The 25,674-nt window shown below is 50.5% G+C and carries 29 protein-coding genes; 16 read left to right on the top strand and 13 right to left on the bottom strand.

The features are described 5' to 3' along the window. Positions 1-491 precede the first annotated feature (491 nt). Genes GCU44_RS20280 through GCU44_RS20270 form a run of 3 tightly spaced genes read left to right on the top strand, consistent with a single transcriptional unit; the run spans position 492 to position 3,184 of the window. The gene (locus GCU44_RS20280) at positions 492-1,229 is read left to right on the top strand and encodes a (Fe-S)-binding protein (RefSeq protein ID WP_154859122.1); all 738 of its coding nucleotides are present in this window, start codon (positions 492-494) and stop codon (positions 1,227-1,229) included. A 3-nt stretch (positions 1,230-1,232) separates the two neighbouring features. Beyond that, on the top strand, positions 1,233-2,609 hold the full coding sequence (locus tag GCU44_RS20275; RefSeq protein WP_154859120.1) for a lactate utilization protein B: 1,377 nt from the start codon (positions 1,233-1,235) through the stop codon (positions 2,607-2,609). After that, on the top strand, positions 2,606-3,184 hold the full coding sequence (locus tag GCU44_RS20270; protein ID WP_154859118.1) for a LutC/YkgG family protein: 579 nt from the start codon (positions 2,606-2,608) through the stop codon (positions 3,182-3,184). Before GCU44_RS20275 ends, GCU44_RS20270 begins: the two co-directional genes overlap by 4 nt. Here the strand turns inward: GCU44_RS20270 and GCU44_RS20265 are convergent. From GCU44_RS20265 to GCU44_RS20245, 5 genes are all read right to left on the bottom strand, one after another. Then, complete coding sequence (locus tag GCU44_RS20265) at positions 3,181-4,137, bottom strand: sugar phosphate isomerase/epimerase family protein (RefSeq protein ID WP_154859116.1); 957 nt, start codon at positions 4,135-4,137, stop codon at positions 3,181-3,183. The genes GCU44_RS20270 and GCU44_RS20265 overlap by 4 nt on opposite strands. A gap of 96 nt (positions 4,138-4,233) precedes the next feature. Next, entirely contained in the window at positions 4,234-4,806 is a 573-nt protein-coding gene (locus GCU44_RS20260; RefSeq protein ID WP_154859114.1) for a pyridoxamine 5'-phosphate oxidase family protein, read from the bottom strand. An 11-nt stretch (positions 4,807-4,817) separates the two neighbouring features. Continuing rightward, on the bottom strand, positions 4,818-6,797 hold the full coding sequence (locus GCU44_RS20255) for a heavy metal translocating P-type ATPase (protein ID WP_241685046.1): 1,980 nt from the start codon (positions 6,795-6,797) through the stop codon (positions 4,818-4,820). A gap of 42 nt (positions 6,798-6,839) precedes the next feature. Beyond that, positions 6,840-7,505 carry a glycosyltransferase family 2 protein gene (locus GCU44_RS20250; protein ID WP_154859134.1) on the bottom strand — a complete coding sequence of 222 codons (666 nt, stop codon included), beginning with the start codon at positions 7,503-7,505 and terminating at the stop codon, positions 6,840-6,842. 124 nt (positions 7,506-7,629) lie between these two features. Further along, positions 7,630-8,259: a peroxiredoxin gene (locus tag GCU44_RS20245; protein WP_154859112.1), complete on the bottom strand. Its 630-nt coding sequence runs from the start codon at positions 8,257-8,259 to the stop codon at positions 7,630-7,632. Positions 8,260-8,882: 623 nt separating this feature from the next. Between GCU44_RS20245 and GCU44_RS20240 the strand changes: the two genes are divergently transcribed. Both GCU44_RS20240 and GCU44_RS20235 read left to right on the top strand, forming a co-directional pair. Beyond that, positions 8,883-9,374, top strand: a complete 492-nt coding sequence (locus GCU44_RS20240) for a low molecular weight protein-tyrosine-phosphatase (protein ID WP_154859111.1) — start codon at positions 8,883-8,885, stop codon at positions 9,372-9,374. Beyond that, positions 9,361-10,236 carry a fructosamine kinase family protein gene (locus tag GCU44_RS20235; RefSeq protein WP_154859109.1) on the top strand — a complete coding sequence of 292 codons (876 nt, stop codon included), beginning with the start codon at positions 9,361-9,363 and terminating at the stop codon, positions 10,234-10,236. The genes GCU44_RS20240 and GCU44_RS20235 overlap by 14 nt, the downstream gene beginning before the upstream one ends. Positions 10,237-10,291: 55 nt before the next feature. Here GCU44_RS20235 and GCU44_RS20230 read toward each other — a convergent pair whose 3' ends face one another. After that, the gene (locus GCU44_RS20230; RefSeq protein ID WP_154859107.1) at positions 10,292-11,569 is read right to left on the bottom strand and encodes an aspartate kinase; all 1,278 of its coding nucleotides are present in this window, start codon (positions 11,567-11,569) and stop codon (positions 10,292-10,294) included. Positions 11,570-11,624: 55 nt separating this feature from the next. Here GCU44_RS20230 and fbp point away from each other — a divergent pair, with 55 nt between their 5' ends. Continuing rightward, complete coding sequence (gene fbp / locus GCU44_RS20225) at positions 11,625-12,641, top strand: class 1 fructose-bisphosphatase (RefSeq protein WP_154859105.1); 1,017 nt, start codon at positions 11,625-11,627, stop codon at positions 12,639-12,641. Here fbp and GCU44_RS20220 read toward each other — a convergent pair. The 3 genes from GCU44_RS20220 to yihA are packed head-to-tail and all read right to left on the bottom strand — an operon-like array spanning position 12,638 to position 14,075. Continuing rightward, a complete protein-coding gene (locus GCU44_RS20220; protein ID WP_241685045.1) occupies positions 12,638-12,955 on the bottom strand; it encodes a hypothetical protein in 318 nt (105 codons plus the stop codon). The genes fbp and GCU44_RS20220 overlap by 4 nt on opposite strands. After that, positions 12,952-13,410: a DUF5606 family protein gene (locus tag GCU44_RS20215; protein ID WP_154859130.1), complete on the bottom strand. Its 459-nt coding sequence runs from the start codon at positions 13,408-13,410 to the stop codon at positions 12,952-12,954. Before GCU44_RS20215 ends, GCU44_RS20220 begins: the two co-directional genes overlap by 4 nt. A 59-nt stretch (positions 13,411-13,469) precedes the next feature. Continuing rightward, positions 13,470-14,075, bottom strand: coding sequence for a ribosome biogenesis GTP-binding protein YihA/YsxC (gene yihA, locus GCU44_RS20210; protein ID WP_154859103.1), 606 nt, complete (start codon positions 14,073-14,075; stop codon positions 13,470-13,472). A gap of 115 nt (positions 14,076-14,190) precedes the next feature. On the opposite strand from yihA, the gene ubiE reads away from it, so the two are divergent. The 5 genes from ubiE to GCU44_RS20185 all read left to right on the top strand — a co-directional run bounded on the left by ubiE (position 14,191) and on the right by GCU44_RS20185 (position 18,062). Continuing rightward, positions 14,191-14,913: a bifunctional demethylmenaquinone methyltransferase/2-methoxy-6-polyprenyl-1,4-benzoquinol methylase UbiE gene (gene ubiE / locus GCU44_RS20205; protein ID WP_092170408.1), complete on the top strand. Its 723-nt coding sequence runs from the start codon at positions 14,191-14,193 to the stop codon at positions 14,911-14,913. Next, entirely contained in the window at positions 14,862-15,641 is a 780-nt protein-coding gene (porT, locus tag GCU44_RS20200) for a type IX secretion/gliding motility protein PorT/SprT (RefSeq protein WP_154859101.1), read from the top strand. Before ubiE ends, porT begins: the two co-directional genes overlap by 52 nt. A gap of 61 nt (positions 15,642-15,702) precedes the next feature. Further along, positions 15,703-16,464 (top strand): SDR family NAD(P)-dependent oxidoreductase, encoded by a 762-nt coding sequence (locus GCU44_RS20195; RefSeq protein WP_154859099.1) that lies wholly within the window; start codon positions 15,703-15,705, stop codon positions 16,462-16,464. A gap of 140 nt (positions 16,465-16,604) precedes the next feature. Next, on the top strand, positions 16,605-17,252 hold the full coding sequence (locus tag GCU44_RS20190; protein WP_241685047.1) for a M15 family metallopeptidase: 648 nt from the start codon (positions 16,605-16,607) through the stop codon (positions 17,250-17,252). Positions 17,253-17,291: 39 nt separating this feature from the next. After that, positions 17,292-18,062, top strand: coding sequence for a ThuA domain-containing protein (locus GCU44_RS20185; RefSeq protein ID WP_154859096.1), 771 nt, complete (start codon positions 17,292-17,294; stop codon positions 18,060-18,062). Between the two features lie 196 nt (positions 18,063-18,258). Here GCU44_RS20185 and GCU44_RS20180 read toward each other — a convergent pair whose 3' ends face one another. The 3 genes from GCU44_RS20180 to GCU44_RS20170 all read right to left on the bottom strand — a co-directional run bounded on the left by GCU44_RS20180 (position 18,259) and on the right by GCU44_RS20170 (position 20,807). Beyond that, the gene (locus GCU44_RS20180; protein ID WP_161993986.1) at positions 18,259-18,858 is read right to left on the bottom strand and encodes a TIGR04282 family arsenosugar biosynthesis glycosyltransferase; all 600 of its coding nucleotides are present in this window, start codon (positions 18,856-18,858) and stop codon (positions 18,259-18,261) included. A 113-nt stretch (positions 18,859-18,971) separates the two neighbouring features. After that, a complete protein-coding gene (locus GCU44_RS20175) occupies positions 18,972-19,382 on the bottom strand; it encodes a Spy/CpxP family protein refolding chaperone (protein ID WP_154859092.1) in 411 nt (136 codons plus the stop codon). Positions 19,383-19,484: 102 nt separating this feature from the next. Then, positions 19,485-20,807: an NAD(P)/FAD-dependent oxidoreductase gene (locus tag GCU44_RS20170; RefSeq protein WP_154859090.1), complete on the bottom strand. Its 1,323-nt coding sequence runs from the start codon at positions 20,805-20,807 to the stop codon at positions 19,485-19,487. A 166-nt stretch (positions 20,808-20,973) separates the two neighbouring features. Here GCU44_RS20170 and GCU44_RS20165 point away from each other — a divergent pair, with 166 nt between their 5' ends. From GCU44_RS20165 to GCU44_RS20145, 5 genes are all read left to right on the top strand, one after another. Beyond that, positions 20,974-21,681 (top strand): YebC/PmpR family DNA-binding transcriptional regulator, encoded by a 708-nt coding sequence (locus GCU44_RS20165; RefSeq protein ID WP_092170390.1) that lies wholly within the window; start codon positions 20,974-20,976, stop codon positions 21,679-21,681. A gap of 30 nt (positions 21,682-21,711) precedes the next feature. Further along, positions 21,712-22,281: an inosine/xanthosine triphosphatase gene (yjjX, locus tag GCU44_RS20160; protein WP_154859088.1), complete on the top strand. Its 570-nt coding sequence runs from the start codon at positions 21,712-21,714 to the stop codon at positions 22,279-22,281. Positions 22,282-22,367: 86 nt separating this feature from the next. Continuing rightward, positions 22,368-22,682 carry a thioredoxin family protein gene (locus GCU44_RS20155; RefSeq protein ID WP_154859086.1) on the top strand — a complete coding sequence of 105 codons (315 nt, stop codon included), beginning with the start codon at positions 22,368-22,370 and terminating at the stop codon, positions 22,680-22,682. Next, a complete protein-coding gene (locus GCU44_RS20150; protein WP_092170382.1) occupies positions 22,663-22,920 on the top strand; it encodes a DUF6952 family protein in 258 nt (85 codons plus the stop codon). Before GCU44_RS20155 ends, GCU44_RS20150 begins: the two co-directional genes overlap by 20 nt. Positions 22,921-23,334: 414 nt before the next feature. After that, on the top strand, positions 23,335-24,594 hold the full coding sequence (locus GCU44_RS20145) for an exo-alpha-sialidase (RefSeq protein ID WP_154859084.1): 1,260 nt from the start codon (positions 23,335-23,337) through the stop codon (positions 24,592-24,594). Between the two features lie 61 nt (positions 24,595-24,655). Here GCU44_RS20145 and GCU44_RS20140 read toward each other — a convergent pair whose 3' ends face one another. Beyond that, positions 24,656-25,648, bottom strand: a complete 993-nt coding sequence (locus GCU44_RS20140) for an NTPase (RefSeq protein ID WP_154859082.1) — start codon at positions 25,646-25,648, stop codon at positions 24,656-24,658. Positions 25,649-25,674 lie beyond the last annotated feature (26 nt).

Genomic DNA, 25,674 nt, shown 5'->3' with positions numbered 1-25,674 from the left:
GGGTACCCTTGGGAAATAAGACAACTAAGGAGGTAATATCAAATAAATGAGTTAACTTAACGACTGATACTTTTGGTCCAACATATGGGGAGTATTATAAATCTCTGCATTTAATAAACTTTAGTGGTGGCGTACAGGCAATCGCCTTGAAATCCGCTATTGCGCGTATACCTGACCGGTAGCGAATCCTCCCAAAACGGTATACAACAACGAAAGACACTGTTCATTCCGGAAAGGCAGAATCCGGATGCAAAATGATCCTTGCCTCCCCCTACCATCAGCACAGTGCAGGATGGTTCCTGTTCGTTGCTATCGTATTTTTAACACGGATTTACTTGTAAACGGCTTACCTACCCGGTAAACCGTCGGGTATCGGAAGGGAAAAGTTATGTAGATAATACTGGCGAATCACCTTCTGATGCGTATCTTTAGTGCACGGCGCCAACAAAGGCCGCCGGATTTTGTTAGGAATCCAAAAACGCCTCCCTGGAATGAAAGTCGGATTATTTATACCTTGTTACGTCGAGCAATTTTACCCAAAAGTGGCCATCGCCACCCTTGAGCTTTTGGAAAAGGCGGGTGTGGAGGTAGCCTACCCCCTAAAACAGACCTGCTGCGGACAACCCATGGCCAACTCGGGCTACGAAGAGTTTGGGCAGGGAGCTTCGGATTTGTTTCGGGAGAATTTTGCCGGATACGATTACGTGGTTTGCCCCTCCGGGAGCTGTACCCTGCATGCCAAGGAGCACATTCTTTCCGGGCAAAACGGCGAACCGAAAATTTACGAATTGTGTGAATTTCTGACCGATGTGCTCCAAATCAAGGAGTTGAATTCCCGCTTTCCCCACAAAGTGGGCTTGCACGCCAGCTGCCATGGACTTCGGGGGCTTGGATTGGCAAAGCCATCGGAATTGATGGTGCCCGATTTCAACAAACCCCTGCAGCTGCTGGAAATGGTTCAGGACATCGACTTGGTCCACCTGGCCAGAAAAGACGAGTGCTGTGGATTTGGCGGTACCTTTGCGGTTTTCGAGGAGGCCATTTCCGTACAGATGGGAAAAGACCGCATTCAGGACCATCAGGAACAGGGAGTGGCGGTGATTACCGGTGCGGACATGTCCTGCCTGATGCACCTGGAAGGCCTGCTACGAAGGGACAAAAGCCCAATAAAAGTGATGCACATCGCAGAAATTTTGAACGGGCAGGAGCCCGAGCTAAAAAATCAATAGACCATGAAACCAGCCCCAACGCACGCAGCGGCAGCTGAAGAATTCCTGAAAGATTCCGAGCGTAGCCATTGGCACGACGAAACCCTCTGGCATGTTCGCAGTAAACGGGATGTTTCGGCCCAGAAAATCCCGGAGTGGGAACAGCTCCGTACCCTTGCTTCCCAGATAAAAGACCACGTGCTTTCCAATCTGGATACCTTGCTGCTTCAATTTGAAAAGAATGCAACCGCCAACGGCATCGAAGTGCTGTGGGCCAAAGACGCGCAGGAGCACAACGAACACGTACTCCGTATTCTGGAGGAAAACCAGGTGAAGCAATTGGTAAAAAGCAAATCCATCCTAACGGAGGAATGCGGTTTGAACCATTTTCTGGAGGACAAAGGCTACGACGTGGTCGACACAGACCTGGGTGAGCGGATCATTCAGTTTAACAAGCAGGTGCCCAGCCATATTGTGATGCCGGCCATTCACCTGAAGAAAAAGGAGATCGGTGCTATTTTTCACAAGCACCTGGGTACCGAGGAGGGGGCAGATGACCCCCAATACCTGACGGAAGCCGCCCGGCAACACCTGCGGCAAAAGTTCATTCACGCGCATGCCGCAATCACGGGCGTTAACTTTGGCATCGCCGAGACGGGTGGCTTTGTGGTCTGCACGAACGAAGGCAATGCCGATATGGGTACCCACCTGGCCGATATTCACATCGCCTGCATGGGCATCGAGAAGTTGGTGCCCAGGGCGGCTGATTTGGGGATTTTCCTCCGGCTATTGGCCCGTAGCGCCACCGGACAAAGCATTACCAATTACAATTCGCATTTTCACCGGCCCAGAAACGGTAAAAAAATGTACCTGATCCTGGTAGATAACGGCAGAACCAAGCAGTTGGGCAGAGAGGATTTTCGAAATTCCCTCAAATGCATCCGCTGCGGGGCCTGTATGAATACCTGCCCCATTTACCGCAGGAGTAGCGGATTCAGCTACAACTCCACCGTGCCGGGACCTATTGGTTCCATACTATCGCCCGGTATGGACTTGAAGAAACACAGCACCCTCCCGTTTGCTTCCACCCTTTGTGGCTCTTGTTCGGACGTGTGCCCGGTAAAAATAAACATTCACGAACAGCTGTATAAATGGCGGCAAGTGATTACCAAAGAGGGACCTCCGCAGGCTTCCAAAAAATGGGCCATGCGTTTTGGTGGGCAGGTGATGTCGAAACCCAGGTTGTTTGACCTGATGGGAAAAATGGCCCGAAAGTCCCTTTCCATCAGCCCAAGAGGCTTTGTTTACAACAGTTTCAATGCCTGGGGCAAACACCGGGAGCTACCGGAAGTACCCAAGGAAAGCTTCAAGGATTGGTACAAGAAAAACAGAAACCAATGAGCAGTAAAGAACGTATTCTAGCGGCCATCCAGCAAAATAAACCCGATTTACTCCCCTTGCCGGAACAGCCGGAGTTTCCTTACGACAGCGACTTACCCGCCCAATACGCGATTGGTTTGTCCGGAAATGGAGGAAAATGCCTGGAAGTTGGTGGCCCTGAAGAGGTGCTGGCCTTCATTAAGGAGCATTTTCGGGAAAGTCAAATGATCGTCTCCCTGAGCGAATCGGTTCCGGGAAATTTTAATGTTGCGATGGCAGAGGATCCTCATGAGCTGGAACACGTGGATCTGGCCATTCTGGAAGGAGACTGGGGAGTGGCAGAAAACGGAGCCATTTGGCTTCCCGAAGAAAAATTGCACCATCGGGCGCTGCCCTTTATCGCACAGCACCTGATCGTATTGTTGAAAAAGGACCGGCTGTTGGGGAACATGCACGAGGTATATGCCAGGATAGACGTACAAGCGCCCGGCTACGGGGTATTCATAGCCGGGCCCTCTAAAACTGCTGACATTGAACAATCGCTGATCATCGGGGCGCATGGTCCCCGTAGCATGACCGTCTTTTTGTTGGATTAAGCTGAAAAGGATCCCTGAAGCGCTGCTTCGGTGGCCTCCAGTTGCTCTCTGACTTCCACGATGCTTTCCCATTCACGGCCAGCCTCTCCGTACTCAATGCCACACCAGGAGCGATAACCCGCTTTCAGCACGATGCGCATCATTTTTTCGTAATCCAGCGAATACTGATTGCCTTTGTTGTCCCAGACAGTGGTTTTCACGCTGACTCCCTGTGCATAGGGCATCAGCTCTTTCACACCCTTATACGAATCGTAGGAGATCGGCTGCGCGCCCTCATTGCGGCTGATTTGGAAATTGCCAAAATCCGGTAGTGTGCCCGCGCGGAGATGATCGGCGGCTTTCATCACCCCGGATAGCCACTTTCCGTTGCTGGAAAAGCCCCCGTGGTTTTCGATGGTCACACCGATATCCATGGTATCGGCAAATTCGCAAAGCTGGTGCAGCCCATCGGCTACCAGCTTCATGGATTCCTTAAAGGCCTGCCGGTCGGAACTGTAATCCACCGAAGAATAGCCGTTTACACGGATGGCGTGGCATCCCAGAAATTTTGCCGCTTCTACCCACTTTTTGTGATTCTCTACGGTGGTTGCCCGCTCGGCGGCATCCGCCGCACCGAGTTGTCCTTCCCGATCACACATGATCAATACCGAGGTGACCCCCTCTCCGGCTGCACGGGTTTTCATTTCGCGCAGGTAGGCCTGGTCCTGGGCTTTGTCCATAAAAAACTGGTTGACGTATTCCACTGCATGAATGCCGTGTTTTTTCGCCAGTAGTGGAAAATCCAGGTGGTCCATTTTCCCGGAAAACAAGAGCTTATTCACGGACCATTCGGCCAGCGATATTTTGTACAATTCCGCGCGGGTAGGCCGGGAGAAAGCCTCCGAACCGATTCCCAAACCAAGCAAGGCCGAGGCCATACCGGTTTTCTTGATAAAATCTCTTCTGGTATGCATGCGTTTCGAATAAAGGTTATTGCCTGAATGTAAAGACAGTCAAGATAGCGCTTTTATTTTTTATCAGCAATGTACGTGCAGAGGAACGGTAGTGGACTAGGGCGCCAGCCAATTTCCGGACCAGTCGTTTTCTTCTTTTCTGAAAATGGCGCGAAGGTGCTGCAGCCCGTTTAGTTGCAGGCATTCCACAGCTTCTGCCTGAATGGCGATCACCGTAAAATGGCGCGAATCCCCTGCCTGCTCCCAGGTATGGGCAGCAGCTGGGGTTTCGATTGGCGTGCCGGGAGCAAGGATGGATTGGTAGGCCTTTTGGGCCTCCCCCTGTACGTTTGCCCAATGGCTTTTGCTTACCGAATCCTGCCGGTGGATGGTGGCCCGGCCCTGTATTTTGACCTGGCATCGCTTTTGGGGATGGTAAAAAAGCAGGGTCACGACGGGTTGCTGCTCCAGTTGAAAAACTTTATGACTGCGGCTGTCGGTATAGATATAGCAGCAGAAGTCACCCTCCGTCTTTCGCAGGACTACGTAGCGGGCATCCGGGCGACTTTCTGAGGAACTGCTCAGCACCACAAACCGAAAGGGATGTTTTTTATCAAGCGCAGCCCGCTGCAGTTCCTTTTTGACAGTCATCCATACGGCATCCAGTGCCTCGGTTTCGTGAAAAAGCATGTTTTCTCAGGTTACGTATACATCTTGGTAATTCGGATAGCGTTGAGTATGGCCAAGAGGGCAACTCCCACGTCGGCAAACACGGCTTCCCACATGCCTGCCAGTCCGGCCGCCCCCAATGCCAACACCAGGAACTTTACACCGAAAGCCATACCAATGTTTTGCCATACAATGTTTTTTGTTGTTTTTCCAATGCGAATGGCAAGGGCTACCCGGGAGGGACGATCGGTCTGAATCACCACATTGGCGGTTTCGATGGCCAGATCGCTGCCCAGACCACCCATGGCGATGCCAATATCCGCCACCGCCAGGGCGGGTGCGTCGTTGATCCCATCCCCCACAAAAGCCACCACTCGGCCGGGTTGCTTCTTCTCATTTTCCAGCCAGGCGCTTTTTTCCTCCGGCAGTAGATCGCCCCTGGCTTGGCTGGCTCCCAGTTCCTTGCCCAATGCCTGCACGATTTCCTGCCGGTCGCCGGATAGGATTCCCGTTTCCGAAATTCCCAAGCTATGCAAATCCCTGAAAGCTTCATGTGCATCGGGTTTCAATTCGTCAGCGAGTGCGAAATACCCGCAGTAATTTCCTTCCACGGCTACATGTACCAGCGTTTTATCGGCGACAGAGGTAGCGGGAACGTTTTGGACCTGCATTCGCTCAAGCAGTATTCGGTTGCCCACCAATACGGCCTGGTTCTGGACGGTACCGGAGAGCCCCTGTCCGGCATGTTCCCGGAGCTCCGATACCGGATGGGGAGATTTTCCCAGGTATTGGACCAATGCCGCCGCGATCGGGTGGTTGGATTTGGATTCGAGACTGAGGGCCAGTATTTTCCAATCCGGATGGGCCCTTGCCACCGCTTTTTCTTCTTGTACGGAAAAAACCCCTTTCGTCAAGGTCCCGGTCTTGTCAAAAATCACGGTAGTGACCCGCGTTATCTGATCCAGGTAATTGGATCCTTTGAAGAGAATCCCTTTTCTGGAGGCCGCTCCTATTCCCCCAAAATAGCCTAGCGGGATGGAAATCACCAGGGCACAAGGGCAGGAGATGACCAAAAATACCAGGGCCCGGTAGAGCCAGTCACTGAATACATAGGGGTCAACAAATGCGTAGGGGAGCAGCACGAGTGCCAGCGCCAGATACGTGACGATGGGTGTGTAAACCTTGGCAAATTTGCGGATAAATTGCTCCGTTTTTGCTTTTTTCGCCGTTGCTTCCTGCACCGTACGGATGATTTTTGACAAAGAGCTTTCCTGGAACGAGCGGGACACCTGGATTTTGAGGAGCTGTTGCAGGTTGACCATACCGGCCAATACCTCTTCTCCGGCACCGATTCGGCGGGGAACGCTTTCCCCGGTGATCGCCGCCGTATTGAAGCTTCCGGTACCCTGCTGTAAGATTCCGTCCAGGGGCACACTTTCTCCGGCCTGAATTTCCAGGATTTCTCCTACGGCCACGGTTTCTGGCTGTACCCATTCAGCCTGCCCCTCACGAATGACTCGTGCCCGGCTGGGCCGCAGATCGAGCAGGGCCTGAATGTTTCCCTTCGCCTTGCTTACCGCCTGGTGCTGCAAGATTTCACCGACGGTGTAAAAGAGCATGACGGTCACGGCCTCCGGGTATTCTCCAATGGCAAAGGCGCCCAGCGTAGCGATTGCCATCAAAAAAAATTCGGTAAAAACTTCCCCTTTTAGCATCAGCTCCCCAGCCTTTTTAAGGACGGACCAACCCACCAGTCCGTACGCCAGTAGGTACAGGGGCAGCCAGACCGATAGGTTTAGGAGTTCGTAGGGATACAGGGCTTCTCCGATCGCGGCCAACAGGAGGGCCAGTAAACTGAGAATACTGCTTTTCCATTCCTGCCAGTAATGAAACCATCTGGAAGGAATGGTTTCGCAGGGATCGGGTGACTGATCGCAGCAGGAAGCCTGGGAGGAAAAAGGAGTACCCATCGTCTGTGTTTCGTTTTGGCCAAAGGTACAACATAAACTCATGCACAGAAATTGCAACTGACCTCGGTAGGCGATTTAATTTTCTCAGAGGGGTGCGGAGCGTTTTTTACCCGAGCATTTGATTTTCATTCGCTCACAGGTACTATCGGGATGGTTGCGGTAATAGATATAGGTACGTAGGTCTACCTTTCCTACGCGGTACCGCTCCTTGGCCCAGTCAAAAAAATCAGCATCGGCAGCATAGCCGTCTTTAAAGGACCGGGCTTCAAATACCTCTTTTTTTCCAAATAACGTTGCGAAAAGGATGCAGTCGTCCACGTGTACCAAGCGTTCCGGTTGGTGCCGGTCGGTCACGTAGTAGTCTTCTTCTTTCGCCACGATGGTTTCGGTGGTGGAGGCAATCAGGTCGTAGTACTCCATCTGACGCAGGCATGCCTGCAGGTGTTCGGGCCGGTACTCGTCGTCGGCATCCAGGATGGACAGGTAGGTACCGCTGCTGAGCAGCACTGCACGGTTGATGGCCCTGGATTGGCCCTGATTGTGTTGTCGGAGGTATACCAGGCGCTCCTCGTTCCGCATGCAGTACCCATACAATTCATGCCGGGCATCATTTGTAGAGCCATCGTCCACAAGAATGACTTCAAAATCCCGAAATGTCTGTCGCCAAAGCGAATCAATGGCCCGCTTCACCAGATGAAAAGGGGTATTGTACGTGGCGATCAATACGGATATTTTGGGAGATTCGGTCATACCGGTAAATTTAACCATCCCAATCCAAAAAGGTTAGCGGGCAGTACAAAAAGAATGGATCAAAGCAAAAAAAGCCCTGCACATAGCTGCAGGGCTTTTGAAAACGCCATGGGCGGACGTTATATTATTTGTTGGACAGGTAGGCGGCTACCCCCTCGCGAGTGGCAGACATGGCTTCTTTGCCTTCTTCCCAGTTTGCCGGGCAAACTTCTCCGAATTTTTCCACATGCCGGAGCGCGTCGATGAGTCGCAGCATTTCGTCGATATTTCTTCCCAAAGGCAAATCGTTTACGGTTTCGTGCCGGATGGTGCCTTCTTTATCGATAAGAAAGGTGGCCCGGTAGGCCACTGGAAGGCCATCGTAGGTAAGTTGGCCTTCTTCGTTGTAGTTCCAATCTCCGGCAAGCACGCCAAAATTGTGAGCGATGGTTTTTACCGGATCGGCGACAATTGGATAGGTTACGCCTTGAATTCCTCCTTCCTCTTTAGGGGTATTTAACCAGGCCAGGTGAGACTCTTCCGTATCGCAGGAAGCACCAATTACGGCCACGCCTCTTTTTTCGAATTCTTCCAACTTTTCCTGGAAAGCCAAAATTTCAGTGGGACAAACGAAGGTAAAATCCTTGGGGTAAAAAAAGAAAATCACATCTTTATTCCCGATGTACTGCTCCAGGGAGAAGTTTTCTACGATTTCTTCTCCATCCACTACAGCGGGGGCATTAAATAAAGGTGCTTTTTTTCCAACTAGTGACATAAAATAGATTTTAATTGTTTATAGATAAATTTATGATTAGAATAAGAAAATAATTCTGTTTTTTCTCAATTAACCACGGATACTTCCTCAACTATAAAAGCTTCGATTTGGTTCTTGATGCAGGCGCTTTTTGACGTTTTCGAGATTCCTGCATGTCAGTCATCGCTCCGCTCCGGCTACCGCCAACACAAATGTAGCAGCGCAATCCCAGGAGGGGATGAAAACGCATCGGTGCAGCGGGAGCAGTAACTCGTTTAACCCGCCTGCCCGGCAGCGGCCAGACAACGCGTCGCCCTGCGAGGGGAATAGGGGAAGGCCCTGCGGCTGTTATGCCGGTCATCCGAAAAGCAACCGAGCCAAAAAGATTGGCAGTCGGACAAGCTAGTAGAATAGGTGCTGCAGGCCGGGCTTCGATACCAGCGAAAACCGGGGATTCTTCGGCCGAAAATATCCAGTTTTTGTCGGCTAGCCATTCCTCCTCTCGATTCAGCCCGCAAAATTAGGCATTATTTTAAGAAATTCATATGGATAGTTCTTTCCTTTATTTAAATTGAAAGCCAGTTCAGTTAACCTTCAACCTGAGTCGCCAGGTTGTTCAGGTAAATCCGGAAAACGATGGTTTTATGATCAAAGTCTTGTTTGTTTGCCTTGGAAACATTTGCCGCTCTCCTCTGGCAGAGGCCTTATTTGCCCATAAAATTTCCGGTAAGCCCTATGCGTCTCAGGTGAAGGCGGATAGTTGTGGTACATCGGATTATCATATTGGAGAGCTTCCTGACGAGCGGGCGTTGAATTGTGCACAACGGAACGGGATCGATATGAACCATCGTGGCAGGCAATTGCACCGCACCGATTTCCGAGATTTTGATTACCTGGTTGCCATGGACCATTCCAATCTGGAAAACATCGTAAAATTGTCCAAAGAGGTGGGGTTACCGGCGCGAAACCTTCACTTGATGCGGGAATTCCAGCCTTCCCCGGAGTTTTTAGAGGTGCCGGACCCTTACTACGGTGGGGAAGAGGGGTTTCAAAAAGTTTTTGAAATCCTGAATGAGGCGCTGGATGGCTTCATTCAGGAGCTGGAAAAAAAACACCGACTCAATGGAATCACTTGAGGGTCTTTTTGAAAGCGTATGTCTTCAGGCCTTTGGCCGGGTGCCCGCCATCCGGCAGTACCGGCTGGTGGCGGCAGGAACCCGAAGTCAAGCCATTTACCTGCAAACGGATGCTGGTGAGTATTTCTTAAAAACGAATCACGAGTCTTCTCCGGAGATTTTTGAGCGGGAACGCGAGGGCTTGGATCGGTTGCGCGCTCATTGTAGCCTTTACGTACCACAGACGCTGGCATGTGGAAGCCATGAAGACCGGCATTTTCTTCTGATGGATTGGATCGGCAGCGGCCCGGAGCAGGCAGATTATTCCGAACAGCTGGGGGAGGGGCTGGCAGAATTGCACATGTGCACTTCAGAAAGCTTTGGTTTGGACCGGAACAATTACATCGCCGTTTTGGCCCAGAAAAACAAACCCATGTCCCGTTGGTACGATTTTTTTGTGGAAAACAGACTGGAGCCCCAATTGCAACTTGCTTTTTACAACCAGCTGATCGACTCGGATTTTATGGAACGTTTCCGTTCGCTGTACGAGCATTTGCAGGATTTTTTTCCTTCAGAAAAGCCTGCGCTGCTCCACGGTGACCTGTGGTCAGGAAACGTTCTTCCCGATGCCACGGGAGCGCCGGCATTGATCGACCCGGCCGTCTATTTCGGTCACCGGGAGGTAGATCTTGCCTTTTCCCGCTTATTCGGCGGTTTCGATGACCGTTTCTATGAGGCATATCGGTCCGTTTTTCCCCTGGAGCAGGGCTTTGATGAACGTGTAGCGGTGTACAACCTGTATCCCCTACTGGTGCACCTCAATTTGTTTGGGAAGGCTTATTTATCGGGAATTGAACACACCCTCAGGCGGTTTTTGGACTAGCCCTGGGCGTTTCGGGGAATACCGGCTGCCGATTCTCCCCGGCCAGGCGATCCCATCAGGGCGTTTCCGGTTCGTAGATCCATTGAACGAGTTCCGGGGTTTTTTGCTCCAGGAAGCACTTTTCGGCAACCTGCCGATAGTGTTTCACCGCTGCCTCGGTAGGATTTTTGACCGTGACCATCTGGAGCTGCCTTCTGATTTGCACGTGGAATACCTCCCGAAAAGGCCTGGCCAATTGCTCTTCCGAAAGGGGCATGTCCTGAATGACCACCTGTAGGTGTGCGCCAGAGGCCTGTATCAGTTGAATGCGCCAGTTGGCTTTTTTCGCTGCTTCGTAGACAAATTCGAAATGGAATCCGCCGACCATGGACAGGTCGCGAATTCGCAGGTTAAGCATTGTCAGATTACTTTTGAAAATGGTGATTGGAATACGCGGCGCCTGTCCAAAGGAACCAATGACCGTTCCGGCCATTTCCGGGTTCATAAAAGACTTGACATACAAGGGGATGCCGTGCTTGGCCAGGGGTTTGATCGTTTTGGGGTGAATCACCTTCGCCCCGTAATAGGTCATTTCGGCGGCTTCTTCAAAATCCAGGTAATCAAATTTAACGGCATCCGGAAAGATATCCGGGTCCCCGTTCAGGATACCGGCCACGTCCTTCCAGATGGTAACAGCGGATGCTCCCAGGCTCACGCCGAGAATAGCGGCCGTAAAATCCGAGCCTTCCCGGCCCAGTGTGGTGGTGTTGCCCAATAAATCGGTGCCGATAAAGCCCTGGGTGATTACGGGGAACTGTTCGAGTTTGGGAATCAAAATCCGCCGGCAGTGCTGCATGGTCAGGGCCCAATCTACCCGGGCCATCCGGGTCGTAGAATCGGTTCGTACCAGTTCCCGGGCATCCTGCCAGATGCAGGGGTTACCGGTCTCGCAGAGGTATTCTTGAAGGATGCGCGTGGAGATGAGCTCGCCATACCCAATGATCTGATCGTAAAAAAAGCCCTCCTCGGCTTTGAGCATATCCGTTTCCAGCAGGCGCCGCAACTGAGCAAAGTGGTTGTCGACCCGGGTAAAAATGGGGTGTTCGGGAGAAAAGAGGCTCCGGCAAAGGTCTTCGTGGTAGGTCAATAGTTCAAGCAGTTCTTTATCGTAGCGTTTTTCCTTCAGGGAAAGCTCGATTACCTCTTCCAGCCGGTCGGTGGTATTTCCGGCTGCAGAAACCACCAGCACCAGGCTATTGGTCCAGCGTTTTTTTACCAGTTGTGCGACATTTTTTATGGATGCGGCGTCTTTTATGGATGCGCCGCCAAATTTGAAGACCAGGGGTTGTATCATGAAAAATCGTACAGAAAGGCCAATGAATTGAAGATAATGAATTAACTTTAAAGGTATGAAGACACAGCCTTACAAACAAGACACGGGTAAACTGGCCTATAAGGTAGGCGTAACCCTGGACCGGTTTATTAAAAGCAAGCAGCAGGATTTCCCCTTTGCAACGGGTGAATTGTCTCAAATTCTTCGGGACATTGCATTGGCCTCTAAGATTGTTTCCAGAGAGATCAGTCGGGCGGGCCTTTCGGACGTTACCGGCGCTTTTGGTCAGACGAATGTTCAGGGAGAAGAGCAGCAAAAGCTGGACGTGGTGGCCAATGTGCGGTTTACCCGGGCACTGACCAAAGGGGGGGAAGTTTGTGCGGTGGTCTCGGAAGAAGAAGACCTGGTCATCGATCTGCAGAACAGCAAGGGAAAATACGTGGTGGCCATAGACCCGTTGGACGGGTCCTCCAACATTGATGTCAATGTTTCCATCGGGACCATTTTTTCCATTTACCGGAGAAAAACACCCACGGGTTCTCCAATTCAGGAGCAGGACGTGTTGCAGAAAGGATCGGAACAGGTAGCTGCCGGATACGTGCTGTATGGGTCTTCTACCATGTTGGTGTACTCGACTGGAAATGGCGCCAATGGCTTTACCTACGAGCGGTCTTTGGGGGAATTTTTTCTTTCGCATCCGCAGATGCAGATGCCAGCGGATGGTGGCATTTATACCATCAACGAAGGCCTGACTCCCTATATCAATCCCAATATCCTTTCCTACCTGGAGGGCTGCAAGCGCAAAGGTGCTTCAGCCCGGTATATTGGAAGCCTGGTAGCCGACTTTCACCGCAACCTCCTGAAGGGAGGCATTTACCTGTATCCCGCAACATCTCAGGCTCCGAATGGAAAAATACGGCTAATGTATGAGGCAAATGCCCTGGCCTTTATTGCCGAGCAGGTTGGTGGGGCGGCTTCCGACGGGACGAAACGAATCCTGGACATCGTGCCGGAGAATTTGCACCAGCGAACGCCCATTTACATTGGTTCAAAAAACATGGTCTCCGGACTGGAGAAAGCGCTGTCTGTCTAGCGATACTTGTTTCGGAAATATACTTTAATCAACTGCCGGTCCACGATCGCCAGGGATAGATCCATGGCCATTTGTTCGGGAGGACTTTCGGAGAGGATGCGTTGCAACGTTTCTTCACCCAGGTCCAGGCGGTAACACAGGCGTAGCAACTGCTCCATTTGACCGTTTAGGAGGCGGCGAATCGCCGGGGCGATCGCGGCCGCTAAGCTATCCCTGTCCTGGGCTTCGGGGATTTCCGGTAACTGCAACAATTGGGTAAGGTCCGAAGCTCCGGCCTGAATGGCAGGTTGTCCGGCCTTTTTGGGGTCCATCATGTATCTTGAGCTTTGTCCGAATCGTTGTCAGGACTTGCTTCGCCGGAATCGGCATCGGATGTATCTTCCAGCACTTCCGGGCACTGGCTGCGAATAATGTGGTACCAGTTTATCAGTTTTTTCACATCGGAGGCATAGACCCGGTCTTCGTCAAATTCGGGCAAGATGTGTTTCATAAATGCCTGGTATTCCTCTTTGTCCGCTCCTTCCAGCCCGGTATCGCCTTTAAATTCCTTTTCGATTTTCTGTAGGACGTCTTTTAGGGGAGAGGCCCCGTCCTCGGTCAGGGTGTAAATGGAAATTTCGCTAAGCAGGGATACGCGTTGTGCGGCCCCTACGACCAATTTCCCTTTTTTTTCATCCAAGGACTCCAGGATGACTCCGCTACGGCTGGGTTTCAGTACTTTGTAAAGGCCCGGTTTTCCGGAAACGGTGGCGATGTCTTTAAATTCCATGATAGCTAAGTTGTTTTCAGGCTGCAAATATACGGTTTCGGCAGGATTGACCAAGTCACTCAGCCAGGCTTGTACCATTCGGTAACGTTTTCTTCAATGAATTGGATCAGTTCTTCGCGCCCCTGTCGGTTGACCGCAGAGGTGACGAAAAATTCCGGTGGTTCGACAAACAGTTTTTCCATTTCGTCCAGAAACAGGTGCACGTTTTCGGCGGTTTTTGACTGAGATTGCTTGTCTGCCTTGGTAAAGAGCAGTACCAGTGGAAGCTCTAGCTGTCCGCACCACTGGATGAAATCCAGGTCGATTTTCTGGGGAGGGAGGCGGCTGTCTATCAACACAAAGACAGCGGTAAGATTTTCCCTTTCGGTGAGGTAGGAGCGTATCATTTTGTCCCAGTCGGCCTTGAGCTTTTTATTGACTTTGGCAAATCCATACCCCGGCAAATCCACCATAAACCAGCGGTCGTCGATCGAAAAATGGTTGATCAACTGGGTTTTCCCTGGTCTACCGGAAATTTTGGCCAGTTGCTTGTGATTGGTAAGCATGTTGATGAGCGAGCTTTTGCCCACGTTTGACCGACCAATAAAGGCAAACTCCGGTTTGCTGGGCGCCGGACATTTTCGGTGGTCCGTATTGCTGACCAGGAAGCGTGCATTTTTCAACATGGCTCTTTTTTCAACAAAGGTAACCAATTTCGGGCAAGGCCTCCAAACCAATAATTCATTAACAATTTTCCGATGCTCGGGTTTACTTAGTAATATTGTACCGAAATAAGAAGCCATGGCCGTAGTACCGTATAAAGACAAAAAAGAAGGCAAAAAGGAGCAGGTTGCCAGCATGTTTAATAATATAAGCAAGAAGTACGATTTGCTGAATCACCTGTTAAGTTTGGGCATCGACATCATTTGGCGCAAAAAAGCGATCAAAATGCTTCAAAAAGACCGCCCGAAGTTCATTTTGGATATTGCTACGGGTACGGGGGATTTTGCCATTGAGGCGCTTGCGCTTCAGCCAGATAAGGTGATCGGGGTCGACATTTCGGAAGGCATGTTGGCCGAAGGCCGAAAGAAAATGAAACAACGAAAGCTGGAACACCTGATCGACCTGCAGCTGGGCGACTCGGAAAAGTTGTTGTTTCAGGAAAATAATTTTGATGCAGTCATCGTTTCTTTTGGTGTCAGGAATTTTGAAAATTTGGAAAAAGGGCTCGCAGACATGTACCGGGTCTTGAAACCGGGAGGAAAAACGGTGATCCTGGAGTTTTCCAAACCAAAAAAATTTCCGATGAAGCAAGCTTATTCCTTTTATTTTAAATATATTTTACCCCAGATTGGTAAAATCATATCGAAAGATCATTCGGCTTACACGTATTTACCCGAATCGGTAAATGCATTTCCGGATGGAAGGGATTTTCTTGCCATTCTGGAAAAAGTAGGCTTCAAACAAACGCAATGCAAAACCCTCACCTTCGGCATCAGTTCCATCTATACAGGTATCAAATAGTCGTTGTATTCCTGATTTCCTTGCTGGGACCAATGCATCCATCGCAGGCGCAGGACAGAAACATGATCTTTAACGCCTCTGGAAGCGACGATCAGGCCATTTCCTATGGATTTTTTCTGGCTGCCCACAATAGCAGCCTCCGCATCAGGTATTCCGATAATTTTATGGACCCGACTGTAACCGGCTTGCACAATGTGCGGGCCATCATGCCGGTTTTTTCACCCGGTTTCGCCCTTGGCTTTTTGGTTACAGGCAGGATTCACGATCAGGTCAATGTGTTATTTACCCCCAAGGTGGGTTTTTATGAGTACCGGACAGAGCTACAGCTTTTTAGCGACAATACCGGCAGTCCGGACGGAACCGGCTTCAGCACCGTGCCGCTGCTGACCGAGGAAACCCTGGTAGAATTTCCGCTGCTATTGAAGTACAAATCCGAGCGGTTTAACAATACCCGGATGTTTTTTGTGGGCGGGCTAAATGGTCAAATCCGCACCAAAAATCAGGAAGAAGCCAACGAAGATCCAGTCGTGCTCAAGGGTAGGGATTTGGCGGTGGAAATGGGCCTGGGTTTTGATCTGTATTTTCAATACTTTAAGTTTTCTCCGGAAATCCGCTTTTCGCATGGGTTAATGAACCTCTACCAGCCCGGCCATTCGGACGATCGAATCCTGGGTGCTATTCAGGATATCCGCCGTAAATCCATCACCCTTTACCTGAATTTTCAATAACAGGCGAGGCATTCACTGGCTTTTTACTTTTGATACAGGCAGAAAAATTTTATATTTCCCCATGGAAAAAAAGATTGCATGTATCACCGGAGCCACTTCCGGCATCGGTAGGGCCTGCGCCCGGTACCTGGCCGAAGAAGGCTTTGCCATCATCGGTTGCGGTCGAAGAAAAGAACGTCTGGAAGCGTTGAAAGCCGAATTGCCCGAAGGAACCCCGTATCATTTTCTTGTTTTTGATGTCCGGGATCGGGAGGCCGTGGCAGCAGCCATCGACGCCCTACCCGAGGAATGGCAGTCCATTTACGTATTGATCAACAACGCCGGAAACGCCCACGGCTTGGATCCCATACAGGAAGGGAGCCTTGACGACTGGGACGCCATGATGGATATTAATGTCAAAGGATTGCTGTATGTATCGAAAAAGATCCTCCCCGGAATGGTGGAACGAAAGGCCGGTCAGGTCATTAACATCGGCTCTACGGCAGGAAAGGAGGTCTACCCCAAAGGCAATGTGTACTGCGGATCCAAACACGCAGTGGATGCCATCACCAAGGGCATGAGACTGGACCTGAATCCATACGGCATCAAGGTAATGGCGATCAATCCCGGCCTGGTGGACACCGAATTTTCCTTGGTCCGTTTTAAGGGAGACGATGATCGGGCAGCCGGTGTTTACAAGGGGTTTGATCCCTTGCAGGCGGAAGACGTAGCCGATCTGGTGCGGTACGCGGTAACCCGGCCCCCACACGTGGTCTTGGCTGACGTGATTATATTACCCACTGCACAAGCCAGTACGACGCTTTTGCACAAGAAAGAATCGTGAGGATACCTGTTTGGATACGGGCGTTTTTTCTGGCAGTAGCCTGTAGTTCGCCTTCCGAAAAGCAAGCCACGGGAGAGCCGGTACCCCTGCCCCGGTCGGTATCGGAGAGCAAAACAGTGGATCCTGCCAAGGCGGATTCAGTGCAGGAAGAAGTGCAAGTAGCGGAGCAGGAAACGGACACACTGGAAAAACGATTGCTTGCTGCGGGCTTGGTGGATGTGCAGGCAATCATTCCGGAAGTGAGGGTGGACCTGAAGTACGCATCTACCGATAATTTTTTTGGAAAAAACGTATACGGATCTCTTACCCGCTGCTACATGCAGCCTGAAGTCGCCGGGATGCTCAAAATGGCCTACCTGGAGCTAAGCAAAACCCATCCGGAACTCACTTTTTTGGTCTACGATGCAGTGCGGCCCCAATCGGTGCAACAAATCCTATGGGATGAGCTGGACAAACCGGACAGTATCAAACCGCTGTACGTAGCCGACCCCAAAAAAGGAAGCCTGCATAATTTTGGGGTGGCAGTGGACCTAACCCTTGCCAGCAAGGAAAATGGGGAACCGCTGGACATGGGAACCGGGTACGATTACTTTGGCTATCCCGCCTATCCGGATAGGGAAGAGCAGATGTTGGCGGAGGGCAAACTACGTCCGGAGCAGGTAGCGAATCGGCAAATACTGAGGGATGTCATGAAAAAGGGAGGATTCACGGGCATTGGCTCCGAGTGGTGGCATTTCAACGCCTTTGGTAGAAAAGTTGCCGGGGAGAAATTCGACATTGTGAAATAATAATTGTATTATCGTCCTTTATTTTAACTTACCAAATCCATGCATTCAATGAACAATAAACTCAAAACCCTGGGCTTTATGGTCTTCGGGTTGGCCTTACTCTTCGTGCCTGCTTTAAGTCAGGCACAGCAGTTCCGCGCATTGGTGATCAGCAAGACCGCCGGATTTCGCCACCAATCCATACCCGAAGGAGTCGCCGCCATCAAAAAACTGGGAGAAAAGCACCGCTTTCAGGTGTACGCCAGCGAAGACGCCAGCCTGATCAACGATAAGAACCTGGAGCGTTACGATGTGATCATCCTGATGAGTACTACGGGCACCATTTTCAACGCGGAAGAAAAAGCTGCTTTTGAGCGTTTTGTGCAAAGCGGCAAAGGGGTGGTAGGTGTACACAGTGCCACGGATACCGAATACGAATGGCCCTGGTATACCAAGTTGATCGGTGGACAATTTAACCACCATCCACAGCAGCAGACAGCAAGGATGAAGGTGGTAAACAGGGATCATCCTGCCACCTATCACCTGAACGACAAATGGCTTCGCACCGACGAATGGTACGAATTTAAAAATTTTAATGAAAGCGTCAATATTCTCGTTCAATTGGACGAAACGTCTTACGAAGTGGGCGAGCGAAACGGACAAAAAATGGGCATGGGCGCCGTGCACCCCATTTCCTGGTACCACGAGTACGACGGCGGACGGGTGTTTTATACCGGCCTCGGACATGTGGAAGAAGCGTTTGAGGATGCGGATTTCCTAAACCACCTGTATGGGGGCATTTGGTACGCAGCCCTGGGTAAACCGTTTTAATCCACAGGATATTCGTTGGCAAGATAATGCCTGTTGCTGGTTTTGATCGACTGGCGGCAGGCATTTTTTGTAGGCATTCTTTTCCCAACAGGAGGGGTTATGCGGTACCCGTAGCCCGGGCGGAATCCGGCATGGTAAAGAAGCCAACAGTACCTCGTCTAAGGTTCCCGCTGGGGTACTGGTTAGGATCAGCTTTCTATAGCTCGGGGAGCAGTTGCTTCAACTCTCCCAAGTCCTCGTATCGGTCTACGTCCCGAAGCTTTTCCAGAAAAGCGACGGACAGGCCTTCGGTTTCGGCACGTTCCAGCGTTTGGTGCAATACGGCGGAGGTACTCCAGGAGATATCCTCAAATAAGCGGTCAGCGGGCTTGCGGAGGCCGAGGAGGTAATAGCCACCATCCACCGCAGGTCCCAGGACCAGGTCCTTGTCTTGGAGCAAATCAAAGGCTTCGGTCATGTGCCTGGTTTGTAGCTCAAAACAGTCCGTCCCTATAATCAGGGCCTGTTCGAAACCCATGGAAAAAATCTGTTGGAAGGAAATTTTCATTTTGGTACCGAGATCGCCGGAGTCTTGCGGCTGAAAACGATACCTTTTTCCCGGATAGTCTTCCGGGGAAAAAGGACCTTTGTAAAAGACAAAAATGGCTGCATCGAGCCCGGCGAGTTGTTGGTGGGTGTGGCGGACCAGAAAGGCATACAAACGCGCCGCTTTGTCGGCACCGATGGTTTTGGCCAGACGGGTTTTCACGGTTCCGGCTTTCGGATATTTTTGAAAAACGATGATTGCTTTTTTCATGGATCTTTGCCAAATTAAGACATATTCGGTAAACGGCATAAAAAAAACGGAGGTCACTGACCGCCGCTTTTGATCCATTAATTAAACCCAAATTAATCTGATAATGTCTTGTGTTAGATCCCGGAAGACCCGGGTCGCTGTCGATCCCTGGTGCCAGGTCCGGAGCGCCTTCGTCTCTCCTGCATTTTTTCCTGGTTTTCTGCTTTCATTGATTCCCAGGTCTCCTTTTGCTCTGGGGTCAAAACGGCTGCTATTTTTTCCTGAAAGGCCTCTCTTTCAGCCTTCATGGCCTCTCTTTCGCCCTTTCTCTCTTCCCAGATGGCTTTTCTTTTCTGGGCTTCTTCCAGGTGCAGGGCATGGACTTGCTCTTTTTGTTCCTCGGATAGATCCAGTTTTTCTGCCATTCGTTCGGTCATTTTTTCTGCGAGTTGTTCCGGATTGACCTCTTGATTCCCGCGTCGTTGGGCCTGGGCCTGTACGAAGGTAGCTCCTACCAGTACGGCGATGATTAGTATTTTTTTCATGGTACGTATTTAATAATTGGTTTGTAGGGATTAGACCAAAGGCTGGCGCCGAAGTTTAAGCGCCGTTTGTTAAGAAATGTTAAAATGCAGGAAATGCGGCAGTTAATTTTTTTTCAAGGTCAGTTTTTCCCGGTCTTCTGGCTTGGAAATGGTGGGTTTAATTAGCAAACGCAGCGAGGGGTCAAAGGAAAGGTAGTTCCAGGACCAATCCAAAAAGATAAAAATGCGGTTTTTTACACCTACGATGGCCATGAGGTGGACAAATAGCCAGGTCAGCCAGGCCAGCAGACCCTGAAATTTAATAAAGGGCAAATCCACCACCGCCAGTTTTCTACCAACGGTGGCCATACTTCCCAGGTCTTTGTAGCGAAAGGGTTTTTCCGGTTGCTGATGGAGTTTGGCCAGTAAGTTTGCGCCCAGGTTCCGGGCTTGCTGTATGGCCACCTGTGCTACCTGAGGATGGCCGCGGGGGTAGTCCTCCATTTGCTGTAGGCAACCATCTCCGAGAACAAAGATGTTTTCGCTGGAATGGAGGCGGTTATAAGCGTCGACCAGCAGGCGCCCGCCTTTTGCGATTTGTTCCTCCCGAATCCCTTCGATGTGATTGGGCACAATGCCAGCAGCCCAAAGCAGGGTATGGGTTTGAAAGCGGGTTTCACCATTGATGGTTACATTCAGCCCGTCGTAATCGGCGACGGCGGTATGGAGCAATACTTCCACCTGTAGCTTTTCCAGGTAGGTTTTGGCCTTTTCACCGGATTCCGCGCTCATCCCGGCCAGCAGCGATGCGCCCGCTTCTACGAGCACTACCTTCATGTTTTTGAAATTTAGCTGTGGATAATCCTTCGGAAATACTTTGTTGCGCAGTTCGGCCATGGCGCCTGCCAGTTCCACACCGGTAGGTCCTCCCCCGACGATCACGACATTCATCAGGGCTTTCCTTTTCGATTCATCGGCGATGGTGATTGCCCGCTCGTAGTTGGAAATGATCTTATTTCGGATAAAGAGTGCTTCCGACACCGATTTCATCGGAATGCTGTTTTTCATGATGTTTTCCATTCCGAAATAATTGGTATCGGCACCCATAGCTAAGACCAGGTAGTCGTAGTCGATGTACCCGATTTCGGTGTACAATCGGTTTTGCTGCTGGTCTATGCGTTTGGCACCTCCCATGCGAAAGGTTACATTTGGGGTATCGTGGAAGACTTTGCGCAAGGGAAAGGAAATGGCACTGGGTTCCAGCCCTGCCGTGGCGACCTGATAAAAAAGCGGCTGAAACTGGTGGTAATTGTTTTTGTCCAGTAGGATTACGTGATAGGCTTTTTTGCGCAGGGTTCTGGCGAGTTTGAGGCCGGCAAAACCGGCACCTACGATGACGATTCGGGGATGGGGGGATTGCGGAAGGTTGGAAAGCATTTGCTCCATACGTACAGGATTTAGGGTTGGCAGGCTACTATGGTGTTACGGATTTTGAAAGGTTCGGGTTGAAAAAGGGCGTTGCGTGCAAAAGATATGTTTGGGTTTGTTTGACCCCGGTACTAGGCCTAATGAAAAATTTATTTATTTTTACAAACCTGAAAAAATAACGTGTATGGGAAGAGCATTTGAATTTAGAAAAGAGCGAAAATTCAAACGATGGAGTAAAATGTCCAAGGTGTTTACACGCCTTGGAAAAGAGATCGTGATGGCCGTGAAGGCGGGTGGTCCTGATCCGGCAAACAATGCCAAGCTGCGGACGGTGATCCAAAACGCCAAAGGCGCCTCCATGCCCAAGGATCGGATTGAGGCGGCGATTACCCGCGCCAGCAACAAGGACGAGAAAGACTACGAAGAGATCGTATACGAAGGCTATGGCCCCCACGGAATAGCCGTTATTGTCGAAACGTCTACCGACAACCTGAACCGGACGGTGGCCAATATCCGACACTACTTTACCAAAGCGGGCGGTTCGCTCGGCACCACTGGATCGGTAAGTTTTATGTTTGAGCGAAAAGCGGTATTCCGATTTCCCAAAGACGATTGGGATCTGGAGGAGTTGGAATTGGAGTTGATTGATTTTGGACTCGAAGATATCGACGAAAACGAAGGTGAAATATTCGTTTATACCGCTTTTGAGGATTTCGGCAACATGCAAAAAGCGTTGGAAGACAAAGGTATCGAAGTCATCAGCGCCGACATGCAGCGCTTTCCCATGTCTACCACCGAAATAAGCCCCGAACAAGAAGAAGATATCAACAAAATGATCGAGCGGATGGAAGAGGACGACGATGTAAATCAGGTCTACCACAACATGGCCTAAATCAAACGATTTCCAACTTTAAATTACCCAATGGCATTCCCGAAACGAAGAAATTACCAGGAACAGAAAAAACAGAGATTAGTAATTGTAGGTAGCAAAAATCCGGTAAAAATCAAAAGCACAGAAAACGCATTTCAATCGCTTTTTGAAGACTACTTTCTTGTGGAGGGGCTGAACGTTAACTCCAGCGTGAACGACCAGCCTCATGGTGAGGTAGAAACCTATACCGGGGCCTATAACCGGGCCTTTGAAGCCAAAAAGGCCTTTCCAGAAGCCGATTTTTGGGTGGGTATCGAAGGAGGGGTAGATGAAGTAGGAGAGCAGATGGTGGCCTTTGCCTGGATGGTGATCCTGGACCCAAGCGGCCAAATCGGAAAAGCCAAGACCGCTACCTTTTTTTTGCCGGAAGCGATATCCAGCCTGATTCGCAAGGGCATGGAGCTGGGAGAAGCCGATGATCGGGTTTTTCAGCGAACCAACTCCAAGCAAGGAAACGGGGCCGTGGGAATCCTGACAAACGGCGTTGTCAATCGCCTGGAATATTACCAGCAGGCCGTGACGCTGGCCTTGATTCCCTTTGTTCACAAAAAGCTCTACTAGGGCGCAATGACTCATAGATACAATCAATTGGAATTTGATAGCTATAGTTGTTACCTTTGCGCTTTCATTAAAATCAAACGAAACATATGTTACAGGAATTAACAACGGATAATTTAGCGGAGATCATTCAGGAGAACGAAAAAGTAGTGGTTCAGTATGGGGCTACCTGGTGTGGCAATTGCCGGATCATGAAGCCGAAAATGAAAAGGCTGAGCAATTCCCACGAAGGAATTACATTTCTGTACGTAGATGCGGAAAAATTGCCTGAGTCGAGAAAATTGGCCGAGGTGAGTAACTTGCCGACCTTTGCAGTTTTCAACAAAGGAGTGATCGTGAACCAGGTACAAACCAATAAAGAAGAAGTCCTAAAAACACTGATTGATGAGATTACCAATAATTAAACACGTATTGCAATTTATTGAGGAAAACGACGAGGACTGGGTGGTGGAAACCATCGAACTCTTGGAGTCCATGACCGAGATCAGTTCTCTGAAAGACGAGGAACTGGACGTGATGGGAGAACTGCTTTCAAACCTTTACGGTACACTGGAAGTTAACCAAATGATCAAAGATGGGACCGATAAAAAAGAGGCCATGAATGCCTTTATGAAGCGTGTAGTTGGCTCCATTGATAAATAAGTGCACTTTGAAAAAGTAGAAAAGTTGCTTATCACCCCAAAGTAAAATCTGCTCAAACGAAGTGTGAGGCATGTCCAAAGGGCATGCCTTTTTTTTTGAAGTGGAGGCGACCGAAAAACGAATCTGCAACTAGATGGTATGTTTTTGGATAAACCTGCATTGCCCAAAACACCCGATTTTGCTTCCTGGCAAAAAGAGTATCATACCCTACCAGATGTGTTTTTATCCACGTATTTCGGAATGCTCCCGTCGGATTTCTCCCAATCGAAGCTAATGGTTTTTCGCAATAGGAAAAGTGGCCTAGCTCTGGAAAAGCGAAATACTACCCTCCACAAAAAACCAAGCGTTTCGTAAGCTTTCAGTAAAGCGGCGTAATCCTGGCCCTTTTCCGGAATATTTGGTACTTTCAATACCATGAGTAGGAATAAGCAAAAACCGGAGAGTCGAAGGACGTTTTTACGAAACAGCCTGATCACCGGCGCCGCATTAAGTATGTCGAGCCTTCCCCTGGTTGGCCGGAAGAAGTGGCAGCCGGCGCTAGATTATCGCCTGGACTTGCAGGTGCCCACCCGTTTGTTTGATGGCAAGCAGTGCTGGGTACACCCCCGTGCCGGATTGATACCGCACCGGGGCGAAGCGATTATGACCCTGAGTACCCTGGACCTGGAGGGCAGTGACGTGTTCAAAGGAATGTACCGGATGAAAAGCCCGGACCGGGGTGCGACCTGGACCCAACCGGAAAGGTCTCCAGGATTGGCACCTCGCATGGAAACCATTGACGGTGTGGAGCGGCCGGTGGCGGCCAGTGATTTCTGGCCAAAATGGCACCATAAAACCGGCGTATTGTTGGGTACCGGGCACACCATTGTCTACACGCCAGAATGGAAAGTAACGCACCCCCGACCCCGACACACGGCCTACGCCATTTTTGATACCAAGAAAGGTAGTTGGAATACCTGGAAGAAAATGAAAATGCCGGATGAAGAGCGGTTTAAGAATGCCGGTGCAGGCTGCGTACAGCGCCTGGACCTTTCCGATGGAAGCCTTTTGCTTCCCATCTATTTTAGTCCGCCTGGGGAAAATTCGCAGGTGGCCGTTTGCCGCTGTGCGTTTGACGGAAGAGACCTTACCTTTCGGGAAATGGGCAATACGCTATCGGTAGCTGATGATAGCCGGGGACTGCACGAACCTTCGTTGACCTACTTTGCTGGAAAATACCTGCTTACCATTCGGAACGATCTGCAGGGCTACGTCACATCCAGCGAGGACGGCATGCACTTCGCGCCCATTCGGCCCTGGAAATTTGATGACGGCAGCGACCTGGGCAATTACAATACCCAGCAGCATTGGGTGCGCCACAGCGATGGATTGTTCTTGGTCTATACCCGCAGGGGTGCAGGGAACGATCACGTATTCCGGCACCGGGCTCCCTTGTTTATAGCTGAGGTAGACCCCGAGCGCTTGGTGGTGGTACGGCATACGGAACGTATCCTGGTGCCGGAAAGGGGCGCCCGCTTGGGTAATTTTGGCGTGACCGAGGTCAGCCCCTCGGAAACATGGGTGACGGTGGCAGAGTGGATGCAGCCGGAGGGCGTGGAAAAACACGGCAGCGATGGAAGCGTGTACGTTGCGAAGATCCATTGGAACCAACCGAATGCCTTATTTGAAAGCTGAATCATTGTACCGTGTACACGGCCGGTATCTCCTGGAGCGCGGATGGAAACCCCAAAAGCGATTAGTACGACACCTGTTCCAAAAAAGATTTTAACGCTACCCGCCAATCCGGATCGGCGTCCCAGCGCGTTCCGATGTATTGCTCGTTTCGTACCAAAAACCGGATGTAGTACTTGACGACAACCCGGTCAGGCGATTCAGTTGCCTCGGGGTTCAGGCCCATGCTTTGCATGAGGTCTGCTTCCCGGCCTTCCTGTTTCATCAGAAGAAACTGTACTCCGTCGCGAATCAGTTCCTGATTGGACCGTGCTTCGGTCAGGAAAACCACCTCGTGGGGATAATTGGCCTCAAAAACCGACTCCATACCTTCGCGTTCTGCCCGTTGTTCGGCGGCCACCTGCTCCTCCGGCTTACCGTAGACATCGTGTCGGAAACTGGTGAGAAAACCTTCGTTTCCTGAGGCGCCGGTAAGCAGTACCCCTAGTTTGAAGGCGTCGAGGTTGAGCGGGTTTCGGGGAAGGTAGCCACTTTGAGCCGTGCTATTCTCCATTCCCGGAACGGGCGGGTATTCCGGCACCTCGATTACCAAAAAGTTTTCACTGCTTCTGCCGCTGCCCAGGGATTCGATTTGGTTTTTAATTCCTTGCAGGTCTTCGGAGGAGCCGGACCAGTTTTCTCCCGGAGCAATGATGTTGGCATTGCCGGTAAAGGGAAATACGTGACTAAAAAACCGCCCATCATTTTTCCGGATCAACAAGACGATGTTTTTAACCAACCGTTGGGAAAAAAAGGAGGCATAGGTGCTTTTGATGGCTTCCGATAGGATGGCCTCTTCCAATTCGTAATAGGCTATGGGATCCCCTCCGGCAGCGATGAGAGCGGAGTGGATTTCTTCGGCCAGTTCTTTCCAGGAAAGGGAAGGCGTTGCATTCGTAGAAGCAGAAATAAATACCACCGACTTTCCACTTAAAAACTGCTCCACCACCTCATTTTGGCCGATGCTTTGCAGGTAGGTCAAAAAAAGCAGGCCTGCCGTTAAGATATATTTCGTCAACAAAGTCAAATCTACAAGTGAAAGTT

It is taken from the genome of Cyclobacterium xiamenense (genome assembly GCF_009467825.1).
GTDB classification, from domain to species: Bacteria; Bacteroidota; Bacteroidia; order Cytophagales; family Cyclobacteriaceae; genus Cyclobacterium; species Cyclobacterium xiamenense.
The sequence above is the reverse complement of the archived record's forward strand: the minus strand, read 5'-3'. Positions and strand labels throughout refer to the sequence as shown.

What these genes read in the sequence shown, in the direction of transcription:
- GCU44_RS20280 (WP_154859122.1), top strand. Translation starts at nt 492, where the DNA reads ATGAAAGTCGGATTATTTATACCTTGTTACGTCGAGCAATTTTACCCA.
- GCU44_RS20275 (WP_154859120.1), top strand. Translation starts at nt 1,233, where the DNA reads ATGAAACCAGCCCCAACGCACGCAGCGGCAGCTGAAGAATTCCTGAAA.
- GCU44_RS20145 (WP_154859084.1), top strand. Translation starts at nt 23,335, where the DNA reads ATGAGTAGGAATAAGCAAAAACCGGAGAGTCGAAGGACGTTTTTACGA.
- GCU44_RS20270 (WP_154859118.1), top strand. Translation starts at nt 2,606, where the DNA reads ATGAGCAGTAAAGAACGTATTCTAGCGGCCATCCAGCAAAATAAACCC.
- GCU44_RS20215 (WP_154859130.1), bottom strand. Translation starts at nt 13,410, where the DNA reads ATGGAATTTAAAGACATCGCCACCGTTTCCGGAAAACCGGGCCTTTAC.
- ubiE (WP_092170408.1), top strand. Translation starts at nt 14,191, where the DNA reads ATGGCCGTAGTACCGTATAAAGACAAAAAAGAAGGCAAAAAGGAGCAG.
- GCU44_RS20230 (WP_154859107.1), bottom strand. Translation starts at nt 11,569, where the DNA reads ATGATACAACCCCTGGTCTTCAAATTTGGCGGCGCATCCATAAAAGAC.
- yihA (WP_154859103.1), bottom strand. Translation starts at nt 14,075, where the DNA reads ATGTTGAAAAATGCACGCTTCCTGGTCAGCAATACGGACCACCGAAAA.
- porT (WP_154859101.1), top strand. Translation starts at nt 14,862, where the DNA reads ATGCAAAACCCTCACCTTCGGCATCAGTTCCATCTATACAGGTATCAA.
- GCU44_RS20255 (WP_241685046.1), bottom strand. Translation starts at nt 6,797, where the DNA reads ATGAGTTTATGTTGTACCTTTGGCCAAAACGAAACACAGACGATGGGT.
- GCU44_RS20180 (WP_161993986.1), bottom strand. Translation starts at nt 18,858, where the DNA reads ATGAAAAAAGCAATCATCGTTTTTCAAAAATATCCGAAAGCCGGAACC.
- GCU44_RS20245 (WP_154859112.1), bottom strand. Translation starts at nt 8,259, where the DNA reads ATGTCACTAGTTGGAAAAAAAGCACCTTTATTTAATGCCCCCGCTGTA.
- GCU44_RS20155 (WP_154859086.1), top strand. Translation starts at nt 22,368, where the DNA reads ATGTTACAGGAATTAACAACGGATAATTTAGCGGAGATCATTCAGGAG.
- GCU44_RS20235 (WP_154859109.1), top strand. Translation starts at nt 9,361, where the DNA reads ATGGAATCACTTGAGGGTCTTTTTGAAAGCGTATGTCTTCAGGCCTTT.
- GCU44_RS20175 (WP_154859092.1), bottom strand. Translation starts at nt 19,382, where the DNA reads ATGAAAAAAATACTAATCATCGCCGTACTGGTAGGAGCTACCTTCGTA.
- GCU44_RS20250 (WP_154859134.1), bottom strand. Translation starts at nt 7,505, where the DNA reads ATGACCGAATCTCCCAAAATATCCGTATTGATCGCCACGTACAATACC.
- GCU44_RS20195 (WP_154859099.1), top strand. Translation starts at nt 15,703, where the DNA reads ATGGAAAAAAAGATTGCATGTATCACCGGAGCCACTTCCGGCATCGGT.
- GCU44_RS20260 (WP_154859114.1), bottom strand. Translation starts at nt 4,806, where the DNA reads ATGCTTTTTCACGAAACCGAGGCACTGGATGCCGTATGGATGACTGTC.
- GCU44_RS20265 (WP_154859116.1), bottom strand. Translation starts at nt 4,137, where the DNA reads ATGCATACCAGAAGAGATTTTATCAAGAAAACCGGTATGGCCTCGGCC.
- GCU44_RS20185 (WP_154859096.1), top strand. Translation starts at nt 17,292, where the DNA reads ATGCATTCAATGAACAATAAACTCAAAACCCTGGGCTTTATGGTCTTC.
- GCU44_RS20220 (WP_241685045.1), bottom strand. Translation starts at nt 12,955, where the DNA reads ATGATGGACCCCAAAAAGGCCGGACAACCTGCCATTCAGGCCGGAGCT.
- fbp (WP_154859105.1), top strand. Translation starts at nt 11,625, where the DNA reads ATGAAGACACAGCCTTACAAACAAGACACGGGTAAACTGGCCTATAAG.
- GCU44_RS20165 (WP_092170390.1), top strand. Translation starts at nt 20,974, where the DNA reads ATGGGAAGAGCATTTGAATTTAGAAAAGAGCGAAAATTCAAACGATGG.
- yjjX (WP_154859088.1), top strand. Translation starts at nt 21,712, where the DNA reads ATGGCATTCCCGAAACGAAGAAATTACCAGGAACAGAAAAAACAGAGA.
- GCU44_RS20240 (WP_154859111.1), top strand. Translation starts at nt 8,883, where the DNA reads ATGATCAAAGTCTTGTTTGTTTGCCTTGGAAACATTTGCCGCTCTCCT.
- GCU44_RS20150 (WP_092170382.1), top strand. Translation starts at nt 22,663, where the DNA reads ATGAGATTACCAATAATTAAACACGTATTGCAATTTATTGAGGAAAAC.
- GCU44_RS20170 (WP_154859090.1), bottom strand. Translation starts at nt 20,807, where the DNA reads ATGGAGCAAATGCTTTCCAACCTTCCGCAATCCCCCCATCCCCGAATC.